This is a genomic window from Cellvibrio sp., from assembly GCF_039207905.1.
Classification (GTDB): Bacteria; Pseudomonadota; Gammaproteobacteria; order Pseudomonadales; family Cellvibrionaceae; genus Cellvibrio.
The window spans coordinates 65,617-91,957 of sequence record NZ_JBCECX010000014.1 but is presented as its reverse complement, the minus strand read 5'-3'; the positions used below and the strand labels follow the sequence as shown (position 1 = coordinate 91,957).

Sequence of the window (26,341 nt, the reverse complement as noted above, 5' to 3'; positions counted from 1 at the left end):
TATCATTTTCGTTGAAAAATTACCTGAATTATTCCTTCTATGTCTTTGATTAAAATTGAAAAAGCCGGACTAAGCTACGGTCTGCAAGTACTTCTCGATGATGTTGAACTGACAATTGAGCGAGGCCAGCGCCTGTGCTTGATCGGTCGCAACGGAACGGGCAAATCCAGCCTGTTAAAAGTGATTGATGGTGAGGTCGATCTGGATAAGGGTGAAGTTGTTCGCCAGACCGGTATTCGCATCGCTCGTCTTGAACAGGATTTGCCGGAAGCGGACGACCGTTTAGTGTTTGATGCCGTCGCTGCCGGGGCAAAAGGCGTGGGTGAATTATTGGCGGAGTACCGTTTACTTTCACATGCGCAAGATATTAGCGACGAGCATTTAGCGCGTATGGCGCAGCTGCAGCATCAAATTGAAGCTAATGATGGTTGGGCGTTGCAACAAAAAGTTGATGAAATTATTTCGCGCCTGGATTTACCCGCTGAGCGCTATATGCGTGAGCTTTCTGGCGGCTGGCGTCGTCGGGTTGCATTGGCGCGAGCGCTGGTGATTGAACCGGATGTATTGTTGTTGGATGAGCCGACGAACCATCTGGATATCGCCGCAATTGAGTGGCTGGAAAAACAGTTGCTAAATTACAATGGCGCATTGGTTTTTATCACCCACGATCGTTCATTGCTGCAAGCACTGGCGACACATATCGCGGAGCTTGATCGCGGCCATTTGCGTTACTGGGCGGGAGATTATGCGAGCTTTTTGGTTTATCGCGAACAAGCCTTAGCGGAAGAAGCTCGTCACAATGAATTATTTGATAAGCGTCTTGCGCAGGAAGAAGTATGGATTCGCCAAGGCATTAAAGCCCGACGCACACGCAACGAAGGTCGCGTTCGTGCATTAAAGGCGCTGCGCGAAGTTCGTTCGCAAAGACGCGAGGTGGTGGGTAAAGCAAACTTCACGCTGGCATCCGGTGGTGACTCTGGAAAGCTGGTTGCTGATTTGGCTAATGTCTCTTACTCCTGGGGCGATAAAAAAATTGTCAACAATTTTTCTACTCGAATTATGCGCGGCGACCGCATCGGTTTGGTTGGTGCAAATGGAGCAGGAAAAAGTACCTTACTGAAATTAATTCTGGGCGAGCTACAACCACAGTCAGGTAGTGTCAAATTGGGCACCAATCTTGAGGTGGCTTATTTTGACCAACTGCGCGACCAATTGGATCTCGATAAAAATGCGGTGGACAATATTGCCGGTGGGCGAGAGTTCATTGATATTGATGGAAAGTCCAAACACATTTTTTCTTATTTAAGCGATTTTTTATTTAGCGGTGAACGGGCGCGTACACCACTGCGGGCATTGTCAGGCGGTGAGCGCAACCGCGTGCTGCTCGCCAAGTTATTCAGTAAAACCGCTAATCTTTTAGTGCTTGACGAGCCGACCAATGATCTCGATGTGGAAACGCTCGAACTGCTGGAAGATATCCTTACCGAATACTCAGGCACACTGTTGCTGGTAAGCCATGACCGGGCATTTCTCAACAATATCGTTTCCAGTGTTATTGCGTTTGAAGGACGCGGTAATGTGCTTGAATATGTTGGTGGTTATGACGATTGGATTCGCCAAGGCGGCAAATGGACGCAGGCCGATGAACTGCCTGCGGTGACCGAAAGCACAGAAACGCAAGAGCCAAAGGTAAGCAGCACTGTCGAAGTTGCGGCAGTAAAAGTTCCGCCAAAGGCGAAAAAACTGAGCTACAAATTTCAAAAAGAATTTGATGAGCTTCCGCAAAAAATTGAGCAACTTGAAAAACAACTGGAGGCGTTGCAAGCAGTCACTAATGCTGCTGACTTTTATAGTCAAAGCTCATCAACAGTGGAAAAAAAATTACAAGAGCTCACGCAAGTGCAACAACAACTTGATGACTGCTTCGATCGTTGGGCTGAATTGGAAGATATGCAGCAGGAATAAAAGCCCCTGCTATAAATGAAGGGGCTGCAGTGCGATTAAATTTCGGTGGGTGTTTTTTTTACCAGCACGGCTAGCACATCACATGTTGCGCCGTGTAAAACACTGTTAGGTGTAGAGCCAAGTAGTAGCGCAAAACCTTTCCGCCCATGGCTTCCCACTACGATCAAGTCAGCCGCTTCCTGTTCAGCAAGGTAATGTAATTCTGCCGCAGGTTGTCCAACCAACACATGCTGTTGCTGAATGGGATAATTAGTCGCTTTTGCAAGCTGCGCCAGCTCGGTTTCCGCTTTTTGTACCTGCTGCTCTTGGATGCCGGTTAAATCCACTGGCATATCACCGCCATACGCAAATGCAATTGGCTCAAGCACGTGGGCGAGGGTGAGTTTTGCATTACAGGCTTGTGCGATAGCGGCGGCACGATGAATTACGGGGGGGCAATCTTCGGAGAGGTCCACTCCCACAATGATATGTTTGTAGCTAATGGATTCTGTCATGGCGTCCGTCCTCGTCGAATGAGATGTGTCGTCTACCAATATAGACTAGTAGTTCTCCCTCAAAGTTTTAAGGATTCTGATGAATATTTGGTTTTTTGTTCTGCTACTGCTGGCTTTCGCTTTAGTGATTGGGCCTATCTCAATGCTGAAACCAAGCCCGGCGCAAAAACGTAAGGAGCAATTGCGCCTGTACGCTGCCAAATTCGGACTGCGCTTCAGCATGCGACAGTTGCCCAAGCTGAAAACCGAGATAGAACGGTCGCAACCAATGCCCGTGTACTATCTGCCGCCGCAAGATAAATCTCGTGCCATTCCAGAGTGGATACTGGTTCGCACCAGCTATGAACATGAGGGGAATTTTTATCGCGAATGGGATTGGCAAACTGATGTTCGGCCGGCAGAAAACATTTGCGCGCTGCTGAAAAACTATTTGCCTCAATTGCCCGCGTCAGTGTCCGCAATTAGCCAGGGAGGTTTAGGTACTTGCGTCTTCTGGACTGAAAAAGAGGGGGCAGAAACTTTGGACTTATTAGCGAAAATCCTGACTGAAATTCATCAGGTAGGCGACATGTAGCAGGCTACATGCTCATGGCGGCAGAGGAGGGCTCGCGCAGGTCACGGCTCAATCCCACCCGGCCTCCATCTACCATTTCGCTCAATTCCTTAATCATTTTCAAACGACGCGGATCTTGATGCATAGATTCCATCAATAACTGCTGTGCCTTGCGATAGAAAGCCTGTGCAGAGAACCTATCGCTAATGGCCATGGATTTATCACCTTGGCCAATGTATGACATTACCGACACCATCAAATGAGCCCAGCGCAGCTCGATCAGATAGGCATCCAGCTCAATCTCATTAATAGTACCTTGGGCAGCGAGCTGGGTAATGAGATGCATGGTTTCATTGATGTGTAACTGGGTTTTGGCAATCTGGGCATCGCTTTCGCGCTGGTAGCTAATGCTTTGGCGATTTTTCGGGTTAATCAGTTCTTCCGAGTAAAGCTCGCTTTTCTGGATCGCCGCCTCGATATGTTCTGGATGATTGTCCTCAAGCGCTAACATTTGCTGCTGCAGAGCAATAATCATATCGTTGATATGCTTGGTGATGGCGCGATTGGGTAGTGTTTGCTCCAGGCAAGCCACAACCTCGATGAGTTCTTCTGCTTGAATGCGCAAGCGGCGCTGCTGCAAACGACGAAGACGTTGGCGTTGCTGGATGCGGCCAATCACGCTCACGCCAAAAAGTGTTATCAGCATCAAAAAAACGAGAATCACAATCAGGGTCATGCGGAAATCTACTTGGCAAAGTAAGTTAAGGTTAGGGTTTTTATCAATTTCTTATCCCTAAGCTTTTTAAAAAATAAAACTCTTTATAAAACATCTAATTAGGTTGATATTTTAAAGTGATATCCGCACCGCCAAAAAGGTATTTTTTGCACTTGAGGCGCGCCTCTACTATAAGACATGTTGGAAATTATAGCTTGACCCCTAGAGATTCAAGACTTATATATGCGCACCTTCGCAACTAGTTTACCCCGTCTTGGGGGCGATGTTGCAATCATTTGGCGCATTTTTCAGCTTTCTACACAGCCTTCCTTATATAGAGATAGTTCTAACCACCATGGGTAAATCCTTAGTTATCGTTGAGTCGCCGGCCAAGGCGAAAACCATCAATAAGTATCTGGGTAATGACTTTATCGTCAAATCCAGTATCGGCCACATTCGTGATTTACCTACCAGTGGCGGCGCCAAGCCAGTCGATGCCAAAGAGCGAGCCAAACAAGCAGCCGCTACCCGTAAAATGTCAGCCGAGGACAAGGCTGTTTATCAGGCGAAAAAAAGCAAAAGCCAGCTGATAAACCGGATGGGAATTGATCCGGAAAATGGATGGGAAGCACAATACGAAATCCTGCCCGGCAAAGAAAAAGTGGTTGACGAGCTGAAAAAGCTCGCAGAGAAGGCCGATATGGTCTATCTCGCAACCGACTTGGATAGAGAGGGGGAGGCCATTGCGTGGCACTTGCGCGAGTCTATTGGTGGTGATGAATCCCGCTATCGTCGCGTAGTGTTTAACGAAATCACTAAAACTGCGATTCAAAACGCATTTAAAACTCCCGGTCCTATCGATCAAAATCGTGTTGATGCGCAGCAAGCGCGCCGCTTCCTTGATCGTGTTGTGGGGTACATGGTTTCTCCACTGCTTTGGGAGAAAGTTGCACGCGGACTTTCTGCCGGCCGCGTCCAGTCAGTTGCTGTGCGCTTGGTGGTAGAACGCGAGCGTGAAATCCGTGCGTTTGTACCTGAAGAATATTGGACATTGTTTGCAGACTTGCAGGCAGATAAGAGTCAAACCGCCAGTTTTGAAGTGAAAAAATTCGGCGATGAGGCTTTCAAGCCTGTGAATGAAATTCAAACGATGACTGCCGTCAATGCTCTGCAAGGCGCGGCTTATAAGGTTATTAGTCGGGAAGATAAACCAACTCAATCCAAACCTTCGGCTCCTTTTATCACATCCACCTTGCAGCAGGCGGCAAGCACCCGTTTAGGCTTCGGCGTGAAGAAAACAATGATGATGGCGCAACGCCTGTATGAAGCTGGTTACATTACATACATGCGTACCGATTCGACCAATTTGAGCAAAGAAGCTGTCGACTCTTGCCGGGAATATATTCTGGAAAATTTCGGTAAGCGTTATTTGCCTGAATCACCAACGTTGTACTCAAGCAAAGATGGTGCGCAAGAAGCGCATGAAGCGATTCGCCCATCCAATGTGAGCGTACAACCCAATCAATTAAGTGGCATGGAGCGCGATGCTGAGCGCTTGTATGGATTGATTTGGCAGCAATTTGTTGCCTGCCAGATGACACCAGCCGAATACACCAGCACCAGCGTGGTAGTAGCTGCTGGCGACTACGAGTTGCGTACTCGCGGTCGTGTTATCCGTTTTGACGGCTACACCAAAGTGACACCGCAAGTCGCCAAAAAAGATGAAGATGTTGTGTTGCCGGATATGAAGGTAGGGCAAGTTCTGCCTCTGGTAAAACTTAATCCGCAGCAACATTTTACTAAGCCAACTGCGCGTTACACAGAAGCAAGCTTGGTAAAAGAGTTGGAAAAGCGCGCTATCGGCCGCCCATCAACTTATGCATCGATTATCTCGACTATTCAGGAGCGCGGTTATGTTCGTCAGGAAAACCGTCGCTTCTACGCCGAGAAGATGGGCGACATAGTCACAGAGCGTTTGGTTGAAAGTTTTGATGACCTGATGGATTACGGTTTCACTGCAAGCATGGAAGAGGCTCTGGACGTAGTTGCCCAGGGTGGGAAAAACTGGCGCGCCTTGCTGGATGAGTTTTACGCTGGCTTCAGCAAAAAACTGACCCTGGCATCCAGCGCAGCTAAAGGCATGCGCGCAAATGATCCTACCGATACTGATATCGCTTGCAGCCTGTGCGGTCGACATATGCAAATTCGCACGGGAAGCACCGGTGTTTTCCTCGGCTGCTCCGGTTACGCATTGCCGCCAAAAGAGCGCTGCAAAAATACTATGAATCTTGTATCCGGTGATGAAGTCATCGACGCGGATGCGGATGAAGAAGCTGAATCCCGCCAGTTGCGCGCTAAACATCGCTGCAAAATTTGTAATTCAGCAATGGATTCCTATCTGCTTGATGAGAGCCGTAAGCTACATATCTGCGGAAATAACCCTGATTGCTCCGGATATGAAGTGGAGCAGGGCAGTTATCGCCTGAAAGGCTACGAAGGCCCAACAATCGAGTGCGACAAGTGCGGCAGTGAAATGCAATTAAAGACTGGCCGTTTTGGTAAATACTTTGGCTGCACTAACAGCGAATGCAAAAATACGCGCAAGCTACTTAAAAGTGGTGAAGCGGCACCGCCAAAAGTTGATCCTATCGTGATGCCGGAATTGCGTTGCGAAAAAGTCGATGATCACTATGTTTTACGCGATGGCGCTGCTGGATTGTTTTTGGCGGCCAGCCAATTCCCGAAAAATAGGGAGACGCGTGCGCCATTGGTTGAAGAGCTGCTGCCATACAAAGATCAAATTGATCCCAAATACCATTTTTTATTATCTGCCCCGGTAAAAGATCCGGAAGGTAACAAAGCCATTATTCGTTTTAGCCGTAAAACCAAAGAGCAATACGTGCAAACCGAAGTCAACGGTAAAGCGACCGGCTGGAAAGCATTTTACGAAAGCGGTAAATGGAAAGTGCAAAAATAGTACCCTTGGGCTAACCACCTCAAGTGGTTAGCCCAACTTCCCCTCTCAAGTATTTAATCAATGAATTATGTCTATCAATCATTTACAGCTAGTAAATCAAAAGCTGGCCTTTGCTAGTTCCATTATCGCTAGTCTGGTTGCTGACACATCAACAGATTCAAGTCTTCTGCAAAAGGCATTGAAAGATTCCGTCGTATTTCACTTGGCCACCGCTTTGCACTTTTACGTACGTGAACTTGCTGAGCATCAGCGTATAGTGAATATGCAGTCAATTAACTCAGTGTCCGATTTGGCATCAACTCTCAAGGAGCTCGACAAGTATTCGTCAGAGGTTTCAGAGTTAGTTGAGCTTGAGCAACTTAGCAGCTCCTGGTTGAATCAATTGACTCGCTATTACGAACAATTATTGAGCTCGCCCGCAAAGGAAAAAGAGAAAAAAGCGTTTGGCCAGGAAAACATAATCAATGTAGTTGAACTGGCTGATGCTGACGAGATTGCAATGCTAAATCTGACAACAGATGTATTGTCAGCTTGGGCATCTAGCTTTCGCTCGTTAATTGCCCGCCAGCGAGAAACATCAGCTGAGTATTGATAAAAGGTTGAACCGCAAAATCACCTGTGGCACAATTCGCACCCTCGCAATATGAGCTGTTGATAGCATAGAAATCAATAAGTTAAAGCTTGCGAGATTAGGTCAGTGTCTTCTAGCAACACAGTGAAGACAACCAAATGCGGACGTGGTGAAATTGGTAGACACACCAGGTTTAGGTTCTGGCGCCGCGAGGTGTGAGAGTTCGAGTCTCTCCGTCCGCACCATACATAGTTAAAGAAAAAGAGGCTTAGTAATAAGCCTCTTTTTTTTGGAAAATTTTTTAACTTTTGCCTCAGAAAAAGAAAACCCCATACACTCAAAATGCATGGGGTTTTCTTTTTTTGAGCTGAGCACCAACAACTTGATTACGACATATTTCTGATCTTGGACAGCGTCTCAATCATGTAAGGAAAGTTCTCGTAGTAGGTATCTGAGTTACAAGTATCCTGAACCTCCTTCATCGTTTTGATTAGCGCATCTGCCTTTTCCGGTTGCTCGCTCGCAAAATTAGGATTGCTAAAAATAAACTTCCTTTTGGCCTCGTACCACGTGATTAGCTCAGGGCATTTCGCAAATGTGTCCTTTAGGTAAGTGCTATTCATGATTTTGAGGTAATCATTACATTCAGCTGAGTTAATACCCTTTACTTTTCTGGCATCAAGCATCTCATCACAATGCAAACCCATCTGATTGGCATGAGCAAGCCTCGCTTTGAGCGCACTGACTTTTTTGTTTATGGGAGCAAGGTCTGTATTGGCGAATGCAATTGCAGGCAAGAGGGTGAGCAGGAGGGCTATCTTTTTCATTGCGGTACCACATTGATTTTCTGGATTTATCAGCTCGTTAACCTAACTGATTGGACTGAATAAGTATTACTGTTTAATTCGGCAACAGCAATACGAGTATTAATCTTTGAAAATCAACACACGGCAAAGTGATTTATAAGTGCTTGAATCAATACAAAAACTGGCTATTTGAACTGGGTGGGTTATCTGTGTATCATTCGCGCCCTGTTTGCCTTACTTTCGGCCTTTTAATTGGCGAAATTGGGGCTTAGTAGACTGAGCACGGAAGATATACAAGCTATAAAAATCAATGAGTTATGTTCCCTTGTGGTTCTTTTCGGATTCTGTGCTTGTAGTTCAAATCTCTCGGTTCATATCATATTTTCACGACACCCTGCCTGCAGGGTGCTTGTTCAACCGCTACATATTTTAAGTTATTTTACGAGGCATATATGCAGGTTTCACTCGAAACGACTTCTGGTTTGGAACGCCGCTTGACTGTAGGCGTACCCGCGGAGCAAGTAGAAAACGAAGTTGAGAATCGCTTGAAGCAAGCGGCGCGCAATGTAAGCCTTAAAGGCTTCCGTAAAGGCAAGGTTCCAATGTCTGTTGTTAAGCAGCGTTTCGGTGCCGGCATTCGTCAGGAAGTGGTGGGCGATGTAATCAGCCGCTCTTTCTACGCAGCAGTGCAGAAAGAGAACGTGAAACCAGCAGGTCAGCCATCCATTCAGCCAAAGCAGTTGGCTGCAGGCAAAGACCTTGAGTACGTTGCTACATTTGAAGTTTATCCAAGCGTTGCTTTGAGCGACTTATCTGCATTTGAGATAACCAACTTCAAAGCAGAAGTGACTGAAGCCGATGTGGATAACATGATTGAAGTGCTTCGCAAGCATCAGGCAACCTGGTCAGTAGTGGAGCGCGCTGCAGCTGAAGGCGACCAAGTAAACATCAACTTCGTTGGCACCAAAGATGGTGTTGAGTTCGCCGGTGGCAAAGCAGATAACCACAATTTGGTTCTCGGCTCCAAATCAATGATCCCAGGCTTTGAAGAGGGTATTGTTGGTGCAAAGGCAGGTGAGCAGAAAGTTATTTCCGTAACCTTCCCTGAAGATTATCAAGCCGAAGAATTGAAGGGCGCCGCTGCTGAATTCACAATCACTGTTAACAGTGTTTCTGAAGCGCAGTTGCCAGAGCTGAAAAAAGAATTTTTCTTGAAGTTTGGCGTAGAGAAGGGTGGCGAGAAGCAATTCCGCAAGGAAGTAAAAGCCAATATGGATCGTGAGCTTGCTAATGCCCTGAAGGCAAAAGTTAAGGTGCAGGTCATGGATGCTCTTATTGCTTCGCACACCACTGACGTCCCTAAAGCATTGATTGCCAACGAAATTCAAGTTTTGCGCAACCAAATGCTGCAGCGTTTTGGCGGCCAACAACAGAATTTTGATGTCAAAACTTTACTTCCAGATACCATGTTCCAGGATGAAGCTTCACGTCGCGTCACCTTGGGTTTGATTGTTGGTGAAATCGTTAAGACCGCCAAGCTGAAGCCTGATGCCAAGCGCGTTAAAGCGATGATTGAAGAAATCGCATCCACCTACCAAGAACCAAAGGAAGTTGTTGAGTATTACAATAACAACCAAGAGCTGATGGGCGGTGTAGAGTCAGCGGTATTGGAAGATCAGGTTGTTGATCATATTTTGTCGAAAGCTAAGGTTTCAGAAGTCGAAACTAATTACGACGAAATCATCAAGGCCAACGCTCAACGCTAATCGCTTAAAAAAGCCGCAAAGCGACTGTTTTGCGGCTTCCCCTTCTGTGAACACCTCGCAAAATTCCTCTTTTGACTGGCATATAATCCCATCACAGGTTAAGCTCTGTAGTGTCAAAATTCCTTTGTTTTCAATATTGGCGATGCTATTAGCCCGCTTAAGGACAGAAACGCACGATGTCATACGAACACATGAATTCCCATTTATCTCTTATTAATAATGGCCTGGTGCCAATGGTTATTGAGCAGACCGCGAGAGGGGAGCGCTCATTCGACATATATTCTCGCCTGCTCAAAGAACGAGTGATATTTTTGGTTGGCCCAGTTGAAGACTACATGGCAAATTTAGTGGTTGCGCAGCTTCTGTTTTTGGAGGCCGAAAACCCCGACAAAGATATTCATCTATATATAAACTCACCCGGTGGTTCGGTAACTGCAGGCATGTCTATTTACGACACCATGCAATTCATCAAGCCGGATGTAAGCACCATGTGCATCGGTCAAGCATGTAGCATGGGAGCATTTCTTTTAAATGCGGGCACTAAAGGAAAGCGTTTTTGCCTCCCTAATTCCCGTGTGATGATTCATCAGCCAAGTGGCGGAGCCCAAGGTCAAGCATCCGACATACACATTCAGGCTCAGGAAATATTAAAAATTCGTGCGCGCCTGAACGAGTTGATGGCATTTCACTCTGGTCAGCCCATTGAAAAAATTGAGGTTGATACAGAGCGCGATAACTTTATGTCAGCTCATCAAGCTAGGGATTATGGTCTGATTGACGCTGTAATTGAGAAACGTATTCAGCCAGCAAAGTAAGATCAGCGGGTGGTAATCGCTATTTTGTAAGTAAGTGCGACAAAATATTGTTTGCCCGCTTGAAATCTGGTCTTTTGGCCTGACTATTGTTATAGAAATTTAGATGGAGTGGGTTCAATGACTGATCACACCAATGATGCAAGCGATAAAAACGGGAAGCTGCTGTATTGCTCTTTTTGTGGCAAGAGTCAGCATGAGGTCCGCAAACTAATTGCTGGACCGTCAGTTTTTATATGCGATGAATGTGTTGACCTCTGCAATGACATTATTCGAGAAGAAATTCAGGAAAGTGCTTCAGAGGGGAGCTCGGAAAAGTTACCCAAACCACATGAAATCTCCGCCATCCTGGATCAGTATGTAATTGGTCAAAAGCGCGCGAAGAAAGTATTGGCGGTTGCTGTATACAATCACTATAAGCGTCTGCGCTTCGGCGAAAAACTGGGCAAAGACAAAGAGCCAATTGAGCTAGGTAAAAGCAACATTTTGTTAGTTGGGCCAACTGGTAGCGGCAAGACATTGCTTGCTGAAACCTTGGCGCGCTTACTTGATGTTCCATTTACTATCGCAGATGCAACGACGCTGACTGAAGCCGGTTATGTTGGTGAAGACGTAGAAAATATTATCCAAAAACTGTTGCAGAAATGCGATTACGATGTTGAAAAGGCTCAGCAGGGTATTGTCTATATCGATGAGATTGACAAAATTTCCCGCAAGTCCGACAACCCTTCAATTACCCGCGACGTATCGGGTGAGGGTGTACAGCAGGCTTTGTTAAAGTTGATCGAGGGGACGGTAGCATCGGTTCCGCCTCAAGGTGGGCGCAAGCACCCTCAGCAAGAGTTTTTGCAGGTGGATACATCCAATATTCTTTTTATCTGCGGCGGGGCTTTTGCCGGATTGGATAAGGTCATTCGTGACCGTTCCGAAAAAGGCGGCATAGGCTTTGGTGCTGAAGTTAAAAGTAAAGATGAAAAGCGCAACTTTGGTCAAACACTGCAGGATCTCGAGCCAGAGGATTTGGTTCGCTATGGCCTTATCCCTGAGTTTGTAGGCCGCTTGCCTGTTATAGCCACCCTGGATGAATTGGATAAGCCTGCGTTAATCCAAATTTTGACCGAGCCTCGCAATGCTCTCACCAAGCAATACGCGCGACTGTTCGAGATGGAGGGGGTTCAGATAGATTTCCGCGCCGATGCGCTTGACGCCGTAGCTGAGCGAGCTTTAGAGCGCAAGACTGGCGCGCGCGGGCTGAGATCTATCATGGAGTCTGTATTGCTGGACACCATGTACAAAATCCCATCCGAAGAGAATGTCGTCAAAGTCGTTGTTGATGAGTCGGTCATTAAGGGAGAGTCCGAGCCCTTATTAGTTTACGAAAACACAGACAAACCAGCAAAGGCTGCATCGGAAGATTAAGCCTTGAGCATGATGAACAAAAAGAGCGCTATTAAGCGCTCTTTTTGTTTTTTGCGGCCTAATAACTTGTAATTCCCCACTTTAGACCCCAATCTTGTTTATATGGCAAGGTATTGTTGCCTTCTTGAAATAGAGAGGAACCAATGGTCGCTGAAACTCTGCATGATCTTCATATTACTGAAATTCCTTTACTGCCATTGCGTGATGTAGTCGTATATCCGCATATGGTAACTCCATTATTCGTTGGCCGAGGCAAGTCAATTGAAGCGCTCGAACGCGCTATGGCTAACGATAAGCAAGTCTTGCTCGTGGCGCAGAAAAACCCGCAGCAAGACGATCCTCAGGCAGAAGACCTTTACAGCATAGGCACAATTGCCTCAATCCTACAATTGCTGAAACTACCTGACGGTACAGTTAAGGTATTAATTGAAGGAAGAGAGAGAGCTAGCATTGAAGTGATTGAGGATGCTGGTGGATTCTTTAAAGCAACCGTAGATGTTATTACCAGCTCGCCGGTAGAGGCAGCAGAAGGGCGCGCATTAGTTGCATCAGCAATTGGGCAATTCGAACAGTATGTAAACCTCAGCAAAAAAGTTCCTGTAGAAGTAATCACTTCACTATCAGGCATTGATGAGCCGGGTCGTTTGGCAGATACAATTGCTGCACATATGTCACTCGATTTACCTAAGAAGCAATCCATTCTTGAAATGGCTGATATTCACGAGCGTATTGATCACTTGCTCGATTTGATGGATGCAGAAGTTGATTTGTTCCATGTTGAGAAAAAAATTCGCGGTCGCGTTAAAAAGCAAATGGAGAAAAGTCAGCGCGAGTACTATTTGAATGAGCAAATTAAAGCCATTCAAAAAGAGCTTGGCGAATTGGGCGAAGAGGTGAGCGAAGCTGACGAACTTGAGAAAAAAATCGTCGCCGCTGCAATGCCAAAAGATGCCGAAGAAAAAGCGCGCACTGAGCTAAACAAACTCAAAATGATGTCACCAATGTCCGCTGAAGCTTCGGTTCTTCGAGCTTACATTGATTGGATGATAAAGGTGCCTTGGAGCAAAAAAAGCAAGGTTCGCCATGATCTCACCAAGGCAGAGGAAGTTCTCAATAAAGATCACTTCGGTCTCGAAGAAGTGAAAGAGCGCATATTGGAGTATCTGGCAGTTCAACAGCGCGTTAAAAAAGTGAAAGGTCCCATTTTATGTTTGGTGGGGCCTCCTGGTGTAGGCAAAACCTCTCTTGGGGAATCTATTGCTCGCGCGACTAATCGTGAGTTCGTTCGCATGGCGTTAGGTGGTGTGCGCGATGAGGCCGAAATCCGCGGACACAGGAGAACTTACATCGGCTCATTGCCAGGCAAACTGATTCAAAAGATGGCGAAAGTCGGCGTCAGAAACCCGCTATTTTTGTTAGACGAAATCGACAAAATGGGAATGGATAATCGCGGCGATCCAGCTTCAGCCCTTTTAGAAGTGTTAGATCCTGAACAAAATAGCCATTTTAGTGATCACTATCTTGAGGTGGATTATGACTTGTCGGATGTGATGTTTGTATGCACATCTAATTCGATGAATATTCCAGGTCCGTTGTTAGATCGTATGGAAGTTATTCGGATTCCGGGTTACACGGAAGATGAAAAATTAAATATTGCCTCGCGCTATTTGATTCCGAAACAGATGAAAGCAAATGGCCTTAAAGAATCTGAAATCAAAATCAGTCCTGAGGCAATTCGAGACATTATTCGCTATTACACTCGCGAAGCAGGTGTACGTGGCTTGGAACGCGAAGTGGCGAAGATCTGCCGTAAGGTTGTTACGCGTCATGTTAAAGGTAATAAGGTCAGCGCAGATGTTGTAGATCCCGCATCGCTTGAAGACTTGCTTGGTGTTCACAAGTTCGATTTCGGCAAAGCCGAGAGCAAAGACCAGATCGGCCAAGTAACCGGGCTAGCTTGGACCCAAGTTGGTGGTGAGCTGCTAACTATTGAAGCTACAGCAGTAGTTGGAAAGGGGCGCATAATCAAAACCGGTTCTTTAGGTGATGTTATGCAAGAATCCATTCAAGCTGCTTTGACTGTTGTCAGATCCCGCAGTCAAGCATTGGGGATTGCACCGGATCACCACGAAAAAGTGGATATTCATATTCACGTTCCGGAAGGTGCAACACCAAAAGATGGCCCTAGTGCGGGTATATCTATGTGTACAGCACTGGTTTCTGTGCAGACTGGTATTCCTGTCCGAGCCGACGTTGCTATGACAGGGGAAATTACACTGCGCGGTGAAGTGTTGCGTATTGGTGGATTGAAAGAAAAGCTTCTTGCAGCACATCGTGGTGGGATAAAAACAGTTATTATCCCTGCCGATAATGAGCGGGACCTGAAAGAGATCCCCGATAATATCAAAGAGGATCTCACTATTAAGCCGGTGAAGTGGATTGATGAGGTTCTTGCGATTGCACTGCAATCCAGTCCAAAGCCGCTCAGTGATGAGGAGTATCGGGCGCTTGAAAAAGCAGCACAGAAGTCAACAGAGAGTGATGCTCGCCTGAGCACACACTAGAGGATGAAGGCTCGATCGGATTTGAAAATCAAAACTATTGCCTGTTTTGTGATCAGATCCGATAGGGTTTTGTATAAAGCTGCAAGCTTTCCTTGACCCTCTGTGGCTCTGTTGGTATAAATCGCAATTCATTTGCTGCACAGAAAACGTAGGTTAATAGCGACATTAACTTGTGCTGTGTTTTTAGAAACAAATAATCAAAAGGGGTTAAGTGTGAACAAAACTGAACTGATTGAAGCCATTGCCGCATCTGCGGATATTCCAAAAGCTGCTGCCGGTCGTGCCTTGGATGCAGTCGTTGAAAGTATCACCGGTGCCCTGAAAAATGGCGACTCTGTAGTTCTGGTGGGTTTTGGTACTTTTGCAGTAAAAGAGCGTGCTGCACGCACTGGTCGCAACCCTCAGACTGGTGCAGAAATTAAAATTGCTGCCGCAAAAGTTCCTGGATTTAAACCAGGTAAAGCATTGAAAGATGCTGTTAACTAATAAGTGCTTTTTGCAGATTTTTATCTGATTAAGAAAGCATAAAAAGGCGCATCTAGGTGCGCTTTTTTTTTAGTGTAAGTATTTTTTATAAACGAGGCGCACGCCTTATCAAACCTCGAATAATTAAGTATTAAGCTGTCTGTTAACGCCAGTTATCTGCGCAAGGCATCTTCATCCTGCTAGGAGTTTAAAATGTTACAAAACCTCAGAGACAATTCCAGAGGTGTTATCTCTTTTATCTTGATTGGGTTTTTGGTGATCATTTTTGCCCTTACGGGTGTTGAAGCACTATTTAATTGGGATGTGTCAGCCAATCAGGCGGCGAAGGTAAATGGCGAAACAGTTACCGAAATGGATGTTTCCCGAGCTATAGGTGTGCAAAAGCAACAGATGCTAAATACCTATGGCGATCAAATTCCTGCTGAATTTTTAACTGACGAATACTTGCGTAAACCGGTCATTGAAAATTTGGTTCAGCGTATGGTGTTGTCCCAAGCTGCAAAAGGCTCCGGGATGCTGGTTGGCAATGCCTACATACATGATCAAATCGCAAGTGCCCCACAGTTTAAAAATGAGGCCGGTGCATTTGACAATAGCCGATACCAACAAGTCCTCAACAGTATGGGATATACCCACGGCACCTACACCAAGATTTTGGCCGATGAATTAGTGATCAATCAATTGCAAGCAGGTATCAGTGCAACTGCGTTTGCCACACCGGCGCAACTGAATGATGTTGTTGCTCTAAGTTTTCAGGCTCGCGATATTACTTACGCAGTGCTTCCAGCAGCAAAAGTACGTGATTCAATTGCGATCGATGCCGCCGAAACACAAGCTTATTACGATGCAAATCAAAAAATGTTCACGAGTGAAGAGCAGGTTGCTGTTGATTTCATTAGCTTGAATGTTACTGATCTGATGAAAGATATTTCGATTTCAGATGATCAGGTGCGTAAACAATTCGATCAAAATCTTTCGACATTTGTTGCTGCTCCAGAGCGTCAAGCTGCACATATTCTTGTAGAAGGTGATAGCCAGGAAAAAATTGCAGCTATCAGCAAGAAACTGGCTGCTGGCGAAGATTTTTCTGTTGTTGCAAAAGAGTTTTCGGATGACTTGGGTAGCAAAGAGCAAGGTGGGGATTTGGGCTTCACCAAAGGTGATGCGTTCCCAGCCGAGTTTGAGCAAGCTCTTGCGAAGTTAAAAGTGGGCGAGGTATCAGGTGCAGTGAAAACTGATGCAGGAACTCACTTTATCAAGCTTTTAGCAGAGAAAGGATCTGAGCCACCTTCATTTGAAGAGCAGAAGGCAAGTATTGAAGATCAGTTAAAGCGCGCCGAGGCAGAAACACTGTTTGTTTCTCAGTTAGAAAAATTGCGTGACCTTTCTTATAACGCAGATTCTTTGGCGGATGTTGCACAAGAGTTGGGACTTAAAGTAGAAAACTCAGGTCTTTTCGAGCGCAACAAGGGTAAGGATTTGATGGCTAATAGCAAGGTTGTTGCGGCAGCTTTTTCCCCAGAAGTTTTGCAAGAGGGTAGCAGCAGCGAAGCAATAGAGCTCGACTCAAGTAATGTAGTTGTATTGAAAAAGACCGACTACAAGCCAAGTCAGGTTAAACCTATTGCTGATGTTCAAGAGCAGATATTGAATACTCTAAAAGATCAAAAGACCGCGGCTTTGCTGAATGAGCAAGGTGCAAAATTGATTGCTGACTTAAAATCAGGCGCTAATTTTGCTGAGCTGAGCAAAACTGCTGCAGTTGAATTGAAGAGTGTGGAAGCGGCAACCCGTAGTAATGCGGAAATTAATCCTGATGTATTACGTTTTGCATTTTCAATGAGCAAGCCAAGTGCAAACACATCATCTTTTGGTAGTGTGTTAACCTCAACTGGCGATCTTGCAGTAGTGGCAGTTGGAGCCATCACTCCAGGGAGTTTCGAAAAAGTGACTCCTGAGCAAAAGACTGCAATAGTTGCACAGCTTGGTAGTATTTATGGGAAAAATGATTTCTCAAGCTATCAAAAGTTTTTGAAAGATGCTGCTGATATTACACAGTAAATATCTCAGCAAATAAAAAAGGCTCCGAAAGGAGCCTTTTTTATTTGAGTTAAAATTTACGGATGCATAGTGCAGCGATTGCGCCCTGACTCTTTTGATTTATAAAGTGCGTGATCAGCTTTTTCGATCCAATTTCGATGATCATGAATTTGATTGGTTAGCTCAGATATTCCCAAGCTGACTGTGAATTTAATTTCGTGGCCTTCAGTGTAAATCGTTAAATGTTCGATAGCTGAGCGCAATCGCTCAGCAAAAACACAGGCTCCATCACCGTTTGTGTTGGTAAGAACTATGCCAAACTCTTCTCCACCATAACGCCCCGCAATATCAAGATCTCGCACCTGCTCTTTAATTGCACGGCTTACCCCCCGAATTGCTTCATCTCCGATAGTGTGGCCATATTTGTCATTAATTTTTTTGAAGTGATCAATATCAAGCATGATCAAACTTGAAGGCTGCTCATAGCGATCAAACCGCTTAAACTCCTGGATCAAACGTAGCTCCCAGTACCCTCGATTAAATAAGCCGGTGAGATGGTCTGTACGACTGAGATTCTGTAATTGTTTGTTGGCTTGCTGCTGAGCTAGTTTGTTGACAGCGGAATCAGTGACATCATAAATAACGAGACAAATATGCCCAACCTCGCCCTTAGTGTCGACCAATGGGATGATTGTGCTGTTTTGATACATGTATTCAGCAGTACCCGTAATAGGGCGATAATGCGGAAACCGGAAGAGGTAAGGGCGCTGCTCCCAGGTTGTAAACGCAGTGTTTTGCAAAACAAAAACAGACTTGGATTTATGCCTGAACCACTGCTCTGATAATTCCGGAAAGACAGAAAACAGGCTCTTATTAAGGACATCTTCAGGAGCCTTGCCGCTGTGGTTTTGCATGAAGCTATTCCACACTTCGATCGTGTAGTCAGGGCTCATTACCACCAGGCCTACATCTATGTTTTGCAGAATGTCCATTTGCCAATGAACATCTTTAAGCATCTTGTTGAGGTCTTCGCTAATTGCCATCGCTGTTATTCAACCTAGTCGAGTAGGTAGTTGAGTTTTTCGGTTAAACCGAAAATAGAGTGCTCTGCAACTACCAGCAATAAATCGCAGTTAATTTTGTGGTTTTCAATAGAGTAATTAATCTCTACCACCAGAGCTTGTTTCCACTTCATGTTGTTGTTTTGCAGAAGATCAGTAATGTTGCAATGCTGACCTAACAGCATGGGAGGGCCAAAACTGAAATGTGTGTCCAATTGCTCTGCCAAGCCTCTTAAGCAGGCGCCGTTTAGCACATTGGCCGTATCCATGAGTAGTTCGTATTGTGCTTGCTCATCAGCCACTCGATCATATTTAAGTAGCTTCGCAAGATCATCAAAGTCAGTTTCATGGAAGATAAGCATTGCCTCACCCGCAATTCCTCCCCCTATAAAACCCTGGCAAACACCATGAACTATGTCATTGCGGCTCTCACGGTTTAGCGATTGCAAGGCCATAGCTATGTCAGTGGGGTTCAATACACTTACATGAGGTATTGATAATACGACGAAGACATCGAGTAGGCGCGCCAGATGTGAGCCTGCCTGGCCCATGGCAACATTAGTGATTTCCTGAAGGCAATCGCGTTGATCTTCGGTAAGCAAATAATCTGGCATAGTTCAGATCTTGTTATAGGTATTCCGAAAGGGATTTAAGTGAAGCTTAGCAGCAATATGCAAGTTTGGTGGGAAACATCGCAGGAAGGCTGCAAGTTAGTGACGCAGGTCTTGCTATTGAGCATCTAGGCGCCAAATTCTAAACCGGTAAGTATATGTAAAATATGGTTTTTTAGATTGCTTTGTTTGCTGGTTAAAGTGTACTAACATGCAATTGCCCCAGCTAAAAAAGGGGATTCAGACACCTAAACTTTTTGATACGCAGGGGTAATTATGGCGTTCCTTGATACCGTCTACAAAAGAATCAGAATTAGCCATTATTTCAAGTGCCCGCAGGCAGCCTTACTGTTGGTTCTTTCCCTCTTGTTGGTAAGCTGCTCATCAAAACCACCCACATCAGATGCTTCCACTGCAAGCAACTCATCCCTTGACGTAGATTCGAGCTGGCAGTCATCCCCAACCGATCCTGAAGCAGCTATTTATATCAAAGAATGCCAAAAAGACTATCAGGTAGTGTCTGCACAATTGGCAGAGTTTGGGCTACCCGATAAAAGATATACGGCATCCACATTGCTTAACGCCATCAATAACATGGATATCATTCTTGACCGACAAATGAATTTATCCAGCCTTTATGCCAATGTGCATCCAAATTCCGAGTTGCGTACAAGCGCTGAACAGTGCGAACAAAAATTTGTGGAATTGATTGGTGAAATCAGCTTGTCTCGACCGCTTTATAATCACATAAAACAAATAGATGTTGCGGCACTTGACGCGCTTGATCAGCGGTTAGTCGAACATATGCTACGCGACTTTAAACGTTCAGGTGTTGATAAGGATGAGGCCACACGCAATCGAATTAAAAAACTCAACGAAGAAATAAATCTTATCGGACAGTCATTCGATAAAAACATCCGCGATGGTGCTCGCCAATTAGTTCTGAATTCACCTGCAGACCTGAAAGGTCTACCGCAAGATTATATTGATGCGCACAAGCCAAATGAGCAGGGAAAAATTGTGTTGACCACTGCTTATCCAGACTATATGCCATTTATGCAATATGCCGAAAGCGATGAATTACGTAAGCAGTTTTACATTATATTCAGGCAGCAAGCCTACCCTGAGAATAAAAAAGTCCTTCACGAACTACTTAGCAAGCGTCATGAATTGGCCAACCTTCTGGGCTATAAAAATTATGCTGCATTTGTAACTGAAGACAAAATGATTGGTTCTCCAGAAAATGCTCAAACTTTTATTGATAAGGTTTCAAATGTTGCCACACCACGCGCGCAAGTTGAATACAATCAATTATTAAAACGCTTGAAGAAGATTGACCCAAAGGCAACAAAAGTAGCTGATTGGCAAAAAATCTATCTCGAAGACTTAGTCAAGAAAGAGCGATATCAAGTAAATGCGCAAGAGGTTAGGCAGTACTTCCATTATGAAAATGTTCGCAAAGGGATATTTGATTTAACACAAACGATGTTTGGCATAACGATTAAACCTTGGGACGCCAAGGTTTGGCATGAATCAGTGAAAGCCTACCAAATTTTTGACGGCGATAAAGTCATTGGTCGGTTCTACTTGGACATGCACCCACGCGATGGAAAATACAAGCACGCGGCCGAGTTTACTGTTATCAATGGTATTAATGGATTGCAATTACCTGAAGCAGCATTAGTATGCAATTTCCCCGGCGGCGATGGCAGCTCAGGCTTAATGGAGCATACTGATGTTGAAACCTTTTTACATGAGTTTGGGCATCTGTTACACAATATTTTCGCGGGCACAGATCAACGCTGGATGTATTTCTCTGGTATAAAAAATGAATGGGACTTTGTGGAGGCTCCATCTCAAATGCTGGAGGAGTGGGTGTGGGATGCACAAACCTTAGCAAGCTTCGCGCGAAATGATAAAGGTGAAGTAATTCCTCCCTCCCTGGTTAAAAAAATGGTCGCCGGTCGTGACTTCGGAAAAGCGATGTGGACCAAACACCAATTATTCTACGCTGCTCTATCTTTAGGTGTTTATAACCAAAACCCTGCGTCAATGGAGCTTGATCAAGTGATGGAAAATATCCAATCAACTTATTCTCCATTCGGTTACGTTGATGACACTTATTTTTACGCAAGTTTTGGTCATTTAAACGGTTATTCTTCAATTTATTACACCTATATGTGGTCCCTTGTAATCGCCGCAGATATGCACAGCGAGTTTGCTAAAAAAGGCCTACGCAATCCTGAGGTTGCTCATCACTATCGTAAAACGGTGCTTGAGCCTGGCGGGAAAAAAGACGCGGCGGATTTGGTGCGGGACTTCCTCGGCCGCCCCTATAATTTCGAGGCATTTGCTAATGATTTGGCGGAGAAGCACTAGAATGCTGTCCAGTAGAACCAAGATATTCTCGGTGAATTTCAAACCGAAATTTTTTCTGTCTGTTTTTTTACCATTAGTTTTTTTACTGGGGTTATCTGCATGTGACCGAAAAACGCTGGTGGATTTGGGTACAGAGCAGCAAATACTTTATTACGGCAATGGAACGGACGTTACAGGGGTTGACCCTCATGGCACTAATGGGATGCCAGAAGCCCGTATTATTGCTGCAGTTTTTGAGGGGTTAGTTGCTAAAGATCCTAAAACACTTGAGGTGGTTCCAGCAGTAGCTGATAGCTGGGAGGTATCTGAAGATAATATGAGTTACACCTTCCATATTCGCGAAGATGCAAAGTGGTCAAATGGAGATCCAGTTACAGCCCATGATTTTGTAAATAGTTGGTTGCGCGGTTTGATGCCCAATCTTGGTAACGAAACAATTACGGCGCTGTTTGTTTTCAAAAATGCCGAGAAATTTTATCACAAGGAAGTTGACGTATCCGAGGTCGGTTTTAAAGCATTGGATGATCATCATCTGAAAATTGAATTGGAAAATCCAACACCTTATTTCTTACAGTTGCTCGATTATGTAGCCTTATTTCCAGTTCATACTCCAAGTATTAAAAAGTTTGGCGAATTGGATGACCCCGCAAATCCTTGGTCCAAAGTTGGCAACTTTGTTGGGAATGGTCCATTTACATTAAAAGATTGGATTCCCGGACGATCACTGATTGTTGAAAAAAATCTGCACTACTGGGACGCAAAAAGTGTTCGCTTGAACGAAATCCACTTTATGCCAATTGACCAACTGTTGGTTGAAGAGCGTATGTTCAAAGCCCATCATTTGCATCGAACAGAATGGATGCCTTATTCAAAGATGCCAGCATACCGCGATAGAAATGATCCTGAATACAATCATTATCCGTACTTCTCCACCTATTTTTACGTGCTTAACGTAACCAAGCCACCGCTAGATGATGTTCGAGTGCGCAAGGCCTTGGCATATTCCGTTGATCGTAAAGCATTGACCGAAAGTGTTACTAATAATGTGCAAATACCGACGGGTTCGTTAACCCCTCCGAACACATTAGGCTACACATCAAGAACTCAAATAGCTTTCGATCCGCAAAAAGCACGAGAGCTGCTTGCAGAAGCAGGTTATCCGGAAGGCAAAGGCTTCCCCAATATAACGCTCTCCTTCAATAGCTCGGAAGATCATCGAAAAATCGCCGAAGCAATTCAACAAATGTGGAAGAAAAATCTAAACATTAATGTGCAGCTGAAAAATCAGGAGTGGAAGGTTTATCTACACGAAATAAAAAGTTTGAACCACAATATTGCACGTATGGGATGGGTGGGGGACTACATTGATCCTAACACCTTCCTGGAAACACTGACGAGTATGAGTGGCGACAACCGAACAGGCTGGTCGAATAAACAATATGATGATTTGATCAGAAAAGCGGCCACTATTGTAGATAAAGCCGAACGTTTTGAAACTTTTCAACAAGCTGAGACAATTCTGCTAGATGAGGTTCCACTTATTCCGCTTTATAACTACACCACAAACAACCTCGTTTCCACACAGTTGAAGGGATACCATCAAAACATATTGGATTATTACTCCTACAAACATTTGTACCTTGAATCCGATAAAAAGGTGTCTGAGTAAATTATGTTATTTTTTATAATCAAGCGCTTATTGCAAGCGATTCCGGTTTTGCTTCTGGTGGCGACTGTCACGTTCTTTATGGTTCGAGCCGCGCCAGGAGGCCCCTTTGATAAGGATCGCTCAATACCACCAGAGGTAATGACACAACTAAATAAGCGTTACCATCTAGATGATCCGCTCTGGAAGCAGTATGTAGATTACATGGGTAATTTAGTGCAGGGAGATTTTGGCCCTTCATTTAAATATGCGAGCCATTCGGTTACTGAATTGATAATGGCTGGCCTTCCTGCAACCTTGGAGCTTTCTTTTTACGCAATATTATTCGCGCTTTTTGTTGGTTTACCTGCAGGTATAGTGGCTGCGCTAAAACGAAACACATTACTTGATTACCTTCCCATGTCCACTGCAATGATTGGTATTTGCATGCCGACGTTTGTTCTTGGGCCAATCCTTTTACTTTTTTTCGGCATCTGGCTGGAGTGGCTGCCTGTCGCAGGTTGGGGGCAAATTGCCGGCGATAAGGTTCTTCCATCTATCACCCTGGGCTCTGTATACGCTGCTTACATTGCGCGAATTAGCAGAGGAGGGATGCTTGAAATTTTATCGCAAGATTATATTCGAACGGCAAAAGCAAAAGGTCTATCAACAACGAGAATTGTTTTTGTGCACGCACTCCGTGGTGGTATCACTCCCGTTATTTCATTTTTAGGACCTGCGATCGCAGGTCTACTTGCGGGCTCTTTTGTTGTTGAATCTATTTTCCAAATTCCCGGCTTGGGCCGTTTTTACGTGACGGCTGCTTTTAACCGCGACTACACCATGATTCTCGGATGCACCATTTTCTTTGCCTTCCTGATTATTTTGTTTAATTTATTGGCCGACATTATTCAAGTCTGGTTAAACCCTAAATTGCGACAAGAAGTGGAGGCGAGGGGATAAGTCATGTCTAATATTACCCACACCTCAAATATCGCGAATGTCGAGAAGGGCCGATCCTTAACTCAGGATGCAGTTGCTCGTTTACGCAAAAACAGAATGGCTATGATAGGGTTTTATTTTCTTTTAGGTCTGGTAGTGATTGCCATACTTACGCCTTGGATTGCCCCGTATAGTTATGAAGAACAAAATCTCGCTTTAGGTGCATCTGCACCTTCCGCACAACACTGGCTTGGGACAGATATTTTAGGTCGCGATCAACTAACCCGAATCATGTATGGTAGCCGCATTTCACTAATGGTTGGATTTATTGCAACAGCAGTTGCATTAACCATTGGTGTTTTATGGGGAGCCATTGCCGGGTTTGTCGGCGGCAGAACTGATGCATTTATGATGCGCACAGTTGATGCACTTTACGCACTTCCATTCACTATCTTTATTATTTTATTAACCGTCGTATTTGGTAGCAGTATGTTACTGCTATTTCTTGCCATAGGAGCAGTTGAGTGGCTGACTATGGCGCGTATCGTTCGCGGGCAAGTGCTCACCATAAAACGCCAGGAGTTTGTTGAGGCTGCTGTATCTATGGGGCTGTCGCCTTGGCGAATCATTTCCCGTCATTTAATTCCCAATGTGCTCGGTCCCGTCATTGTTTACACAACGCTCACCATTCCTAGCGTTATTTTGCTTGAATCCTTTTTGAGCTTTCTTGGTTTAGGTATTCAACCTCCTGCAAGCTCATGGGGGTCGCTAATATCAAACGGGGTTGAAACAATGGAAGAGTATCCCTGGCTGTTGTTTTTCCCTGGATTGGTTTTAACAATCACTCTTTTCTCGCTTAATTTTTTGGGTGATGGTTTGCGTGACGCGCTAGATCCCCGAGCCTCCAAGGATTAAGACATGAACAGCGAAACTTTATTAAACGTTGAAAATTTACGCGTCGTTTTTAATACGCGTAACGGTCAAACTGTAGCAGTAGAAAACCTCTCATTTTCGCTGCATGCGGGCAAGGTATTGGGAATTGTAGGTGAATCAGGTTCAGGTAAATCAGTTGCTTGTTATTCATTATTAGGACTGATTCCTACCCCACCGGGTAAAATCGAGTCTGGTTCCGCCTTGTTTCGGGGCAGAGATCTATTGCAAATGGATGAGCGAGAACTGCAGCAGGTGCGTGGCAATAAAATCGCAATGATTTTTCAAGATCCAATGACCTGCCTTAATCCTTATATGAGAATCTCTGATCAATTAATTGAGGTTCTTTTACAGCACAAAAAAGTCGATAAAAAAGGTGCCCGCGCAAAAGCTATAGCCTCTCTGGTTGAAGTCGGAATTAGTGATGCAGAAAAAAGAATTAATGAGTATCCACACCAATTCTCCGGCGGTATGCGTCAGCGTGTGATGATCGCGATGGCATTACTCGCAGAACCAGAAATACTGATCGCCGATGAGCCGACAACTGCTCTGGATGTGACCGTTCAAGCGCAAATTCTTGCGCTTATCAAGAATCTGCAAAAGAGCCACAATCTCGCTGTTATTTTCATCACGCATGATTTGGGTGTCGCCTTGCAAATGGCGGACGATGTTTTAGTGATGGAAAAGGGGCGGTTAGTCGAGAAGGGCGGAGCTGAAACCATATTTACATCACCGTCTGAACCCTATACGAAAAAACTGCTGAGTGCCGTTTTGACAACAGCGAAACCTGTACCAAGTGCCGTAAGTGAAACTGAATCTCCACTGTTAGAGATCAAACAACTCCGCGTTGGTTATGCATCGCAAGCAGGTGGCATTTTTAATCGTACAACAACGTTTGCACGCGGTGTAGATGAAGTAAGCATCAGTGTTTACCCTGGCGAAATTTTGGGAATTGTCGGTGAGTCTGGCTCAGGCAAATCCACTTTAGGTAGAAGTGTAATTCGCTTGGTTCATGCGCAATCGGGAGAAATTCTTTTCAATGGAAATAATCTGCTCGCACTGTCCCTGGGGGATATGAACCCGGTACGTCGCGATATCCAAATGATTTTTCAGGATCCCTATGCCTCTTTGAATCCACGTATGACAGTATTCGATACACTGGCAGAGCCGCTTCTATTTCACGGAGTAGCAACTCGTGACAATGTATTAGATCGTGTTAATGAACTGATGGATGATGTCGGACTAGATAGACAGTTCATTCGCAAATACCCTCATGAGTTTTCGGGGGGGCAGCGGCAACGCATCGCAATTGCACGTGCCATTGCGTTAAAACCGAAACTCATTATTGCGGACGAACCTGTATCAGCATTGGATGTAACTATTCGGGCACAGATACTTGCGCTATTACTGGAGCTCACGCAAAAGCACAATTTAACGATGCTATTTATTTCACACGACATGTCAGTCGTGCGTTATTTGTGTGATCGCGTGGTGGTTATGCAAAAAGGAAAGTTGGTTGAAGAGGGTAACACCGAAGAATTGTTTTCTTCCCCCAAGCAGGAATATACGCAGCAACTATTGGCTGCTATCCCGAAACTGTAGGAG

At 45.0% G+C, this 26,341-nt stretch carries 20 protein-coding genes and 1 tRNA gene; 16 read left to right on the top strand and 5 right to left on the bottom strand.

Annotation, left to right across the window (positions count from 1 at the left end):
• Positions 1-39: 39 nt before the first annotated feature.
• Positions 40-1,965, top strand: coding sequence for an ATP-binding cassette domain-containing protein (locus tag AAGC78_RS10570; protein ID WP_435784044.1), 1,926 nt, complete (start codon positions 40-42; stop codon positions 1,963-1,965).
• A gap of 35 nt (positions 1,966-2,000) precedes the next feature.
• Here the strand turns inward: AAGC78_RS10570 and AAGC78_RS10565 are convergent, their stop codons facing one another.
• Positions 2,001-2,459: a universal stress protein gene (locus tag AAGC78_RS10565; protein WP_435784043.1), complete on the bottom strand. Its 459-nt coding sequence runs from the start codon at positions 2,457-2,459 to the stop codon at positions 2,001-2,003.
• A gap of 79 nt (positions 2,460-2,538) precedes the next feature.
• Here AAGC78_RS10565 and AAGC78_RS10560 point away from each other — a divergent pair, with 79 nt between their 5' ends.
• Entirely contained in the window at positions 2,539-3,033 is a 495-nt protein-coding gene (locus tag AAGC78_RS10560; RefSeq protein WP_435784042.1) for a hypothetical protein, read from the top strand.
• 4 nt (positions 3,034-3,037) lie between these two features.
• On the opposite strand, the gene AAGC78_RS10555 is transcribed toward AAGC78_RS10560, so the two are convergent.
• Positions 3,038-3,748: a hypothetical protein gene (locus tag AAGC78_RS10555; RefSeq protein ID WP_435784041.1), complete on the bottom strand. Its 711-nt coding sequence runs from the start codon at positions 3,746-3,748 to the stop codon at positions 3,038-3,040.
• A 334-nt stretch (positions 3,749-4,082) separates the two neighbouring features.
• On the opposite strand from AAGC78_RS10555, the gene topA reads away from it, so the two are divergent.
• The 3 genes from topA to AAGC78_RS10540 all read left to right on the top strand — a co-directional run bounded on the left by topA (position 4,083) and on the right by AAGC78_RS10540 (position 7,520).
• On the top strand, positions 4,083-6,704 hold the full coding sequence (gene topA, locus AAGC78_RS10550; protein ID WP_435784040.1) for a type I DNA topoisomerase: 2,622 nt from the start codon (positions 4,083-4,085) through the stop codon (positions 6,702-6,704).
• A 67-nt stretch (positions 6,705-6,771) separates the two neighbouring features.
• On the top strand, positions 6,772-7,296 hold the full coding sequence (locus tag AAGC78_RS10545) for a DUF6586 family protein (protein ID WP_435784039.1): 525 nt from the start codon (positions 6,772-6,774) through the stop codon (positions 7,294-7,296).
• A 139-nt stretch (positions 7,297-7,435) separates the two neighbouring features.
• Positions 7,436-7,520, top strand: a tRNA-Leu gene (locus tag AAGC78_RS10540).
• A 141-nt stretch (positions 7,521-7,661) separates the two neighbouring features.
• Here the strand turns inward: AAGC78_RS10540 and AAGC78_RS10535 are convergent.
• Positions 7,662-8,102, bottom strand: a complete 441-nt coding sequence (locus AAGC78_RS10535; protein ID WP_435784038.1) for a hypothetical protein — start codon at positions 8,100-8,102, stop codon at positions 7,662-7,664.
• Between the two features lie 431 nt (positions 8,103-8,533).
• On the opposite strand from AAGC78_RS10535, the gene tig reads away from it, so the two are divergent.
• From tig to AAGC78_RS10505, 6 genes are all read left to right on the top strand, one after another.
• On the top strand, positions 8,534-9,847 hold the full coding sequence (gene tig, locus AAGC78_RS10530; protein ID WP_435784037.1) for a trigger factor: 1,314 nt from the start codon (positions 8,534-8,536) through the stop codon (positions 9,845-9,847).
• A 176-nt stretch (positions 9,848-10,023) separates the two neighbouring features.
• Positions 10,024-10,662 carry an ATP-dependent Clp endopeptidase proteolytic subunit ClpP gene (clpP, locus tag AAGC78_RS10525; RefSeq protein WP_435784036.1) on the top strand — a complete coding sequence of 213 codons (639 nt, stop codon included), beginning with the start codon at positions 10,024-10,026 and terminating at the stop codon, positions 10,660-10,662.
• A gap of 117 nt (positions 10,663-10,779) precedes the next feature.
• A complete protein-coding gene (clpX, locus tag AAGC78_RS10520; protein WP_435784035.1) occupies positions 10,780-12,078 on the top strand; it encodes an ATP-dependent Clp protease ATP-binding subunit ClpX in 1,299 nt (432 codons plus the stop codon).
• Positions 12,079-12,221: 143 nt separating this feature from the next.
• Positions 12,222-14,642 carry an endopeptidase La gene (gene lon, locus AAGC78_RS10515; protein ID WP_435784034.1) on the top strand — a complete coding sequence of 807 codons (2,421 nt, stop codon included), beginning with the start codon at positions 12,222-12,224 and terminating at the stop codon, positions 14,640-14,642.
• Between the two features lie 213 nt (positions 14,643-14,855).
• The gene (locus AAGC78_RS10510; RefSeq protein ID WP_039914522.1) at positions 14,856-15,128 is read left to right on the top strand and encodes an HU family DNA-binding protein; all 273 of its coding nucleotides are present in this window, start codon (positions 14,856-14,858) and stop codon (positions 15,126-15,128) included.
• 192 nt (positions 15,129-15,320) lie between these two features.
• Positions 15,321-17,189, top strand: a complete 1,869-nt coding sequence (locus tag AAGC78_RS10505) for a SurA N-terminal domain-containing protein (RefSeq protein WP_435784033.1) — start codon at positions 15,321-15,323, stop codon at positions 17,187-17,189.
• A 56-nt stretch (positions 17,190-17,245) separates the two neighbouring features.
• Here the strand turns inward: AAGC78_RS10505 and AAGC78_RS10500 are convergent, their stop codons facing one another.
• Positions 17,246-18,211 (bottom strand): sensor domain-containing diguanylate cyclase, encoded by a 966-nt coding sequence (locus AAGC78_RS10500; RefSeq protein ID WP_435784032.1) that lies wholly within the window; start codon positions 18,209-18,211, stop codon positions 17,246-17,248.
• Between the two features lie 14 nt (positions 18,212-18,225).
• The gene (locus AAGC78_RS10495) at positions 18,226-18,843 is read right to left on the bottom strand and encodes a histidine kinase (protein WP_435784031.1); all 618 of its coding nucleotides are present in this window, start codon (positions 18,841-18,843) and stop codon (positions 18,226-18,228) included.
• A 273-nt stretch (positions 18,844-19,116) separates the two neighbouring features.
• On the opposite strand from AAGC78_RS10495, the gene AAGC78_RS10490 reads away from it, so the two are divergent.
• From AAGC78_RS10490 to AAGC78_RS10470, 5 genes are read left to right on the top strand one after another with little or no spacing between them, the layout of a single operon-like run.
• Positions 19,117-21,219, top strand: a complete 2,103-nt coding sequence (locus AAGC78_RS10490; protein WP_435784030.1) for a M3 family metallopeptidase — start codon at positions 19,117-19,119, stop codon at positions 21,217-21,219.
• 31 nt (positions 21,220-21,250) lie between these two features.
• Positions 21,251-22,888: a peptide ABC transporter substrate-binding protein gene (locus AAGC78_RS10485; RefSeq protein ID WP_435784029.1), complete on the top strand. Its 1,638-nt coding sequence runs from the start codon at positions 21,251-21,253 to the stop codon at positions 22,886-22,888.
• A gap of 3 nt (positions 22,889-22,891) precedes the next feature.
• Positions 22,892-23,827 (top strand): ABC transporter permease, encoded by a 936-nt coding sequence (locus AAGC78_RS10480; protein ID WP_435784028.1) that lies wholly within the window; start codon positions 22,892-22,894, stop codon positions 23,825-23,827.
• 3 nt (positions 23,828-23,830) lie between these two features.
• Positions 23,831-24,721, top strand: coding sequence for an ABC transporter permease (locus tag AAGC78_RS10475; protein WP_435784027.1), 891 nt, complete (start codon positions 23,831-23,833; stop codon positions 24,719-24,721).
• Positions 24,722-24,724: 3 nt separating this feature from the next.
• Positions 24,725-26,338 (top strand): ABC transporter ATP-binding protein, encoded by a 1,614-nt coding sequence (locus AAGC78_RS10470; RefSeq protein WP_435784026.1) that lies wholly within the window; start codon positions 24,725-24,727, stop codon positions 26,336-26,338.
• Positions 26,339-26,341 lie beyond the last annotated feature (3 nt).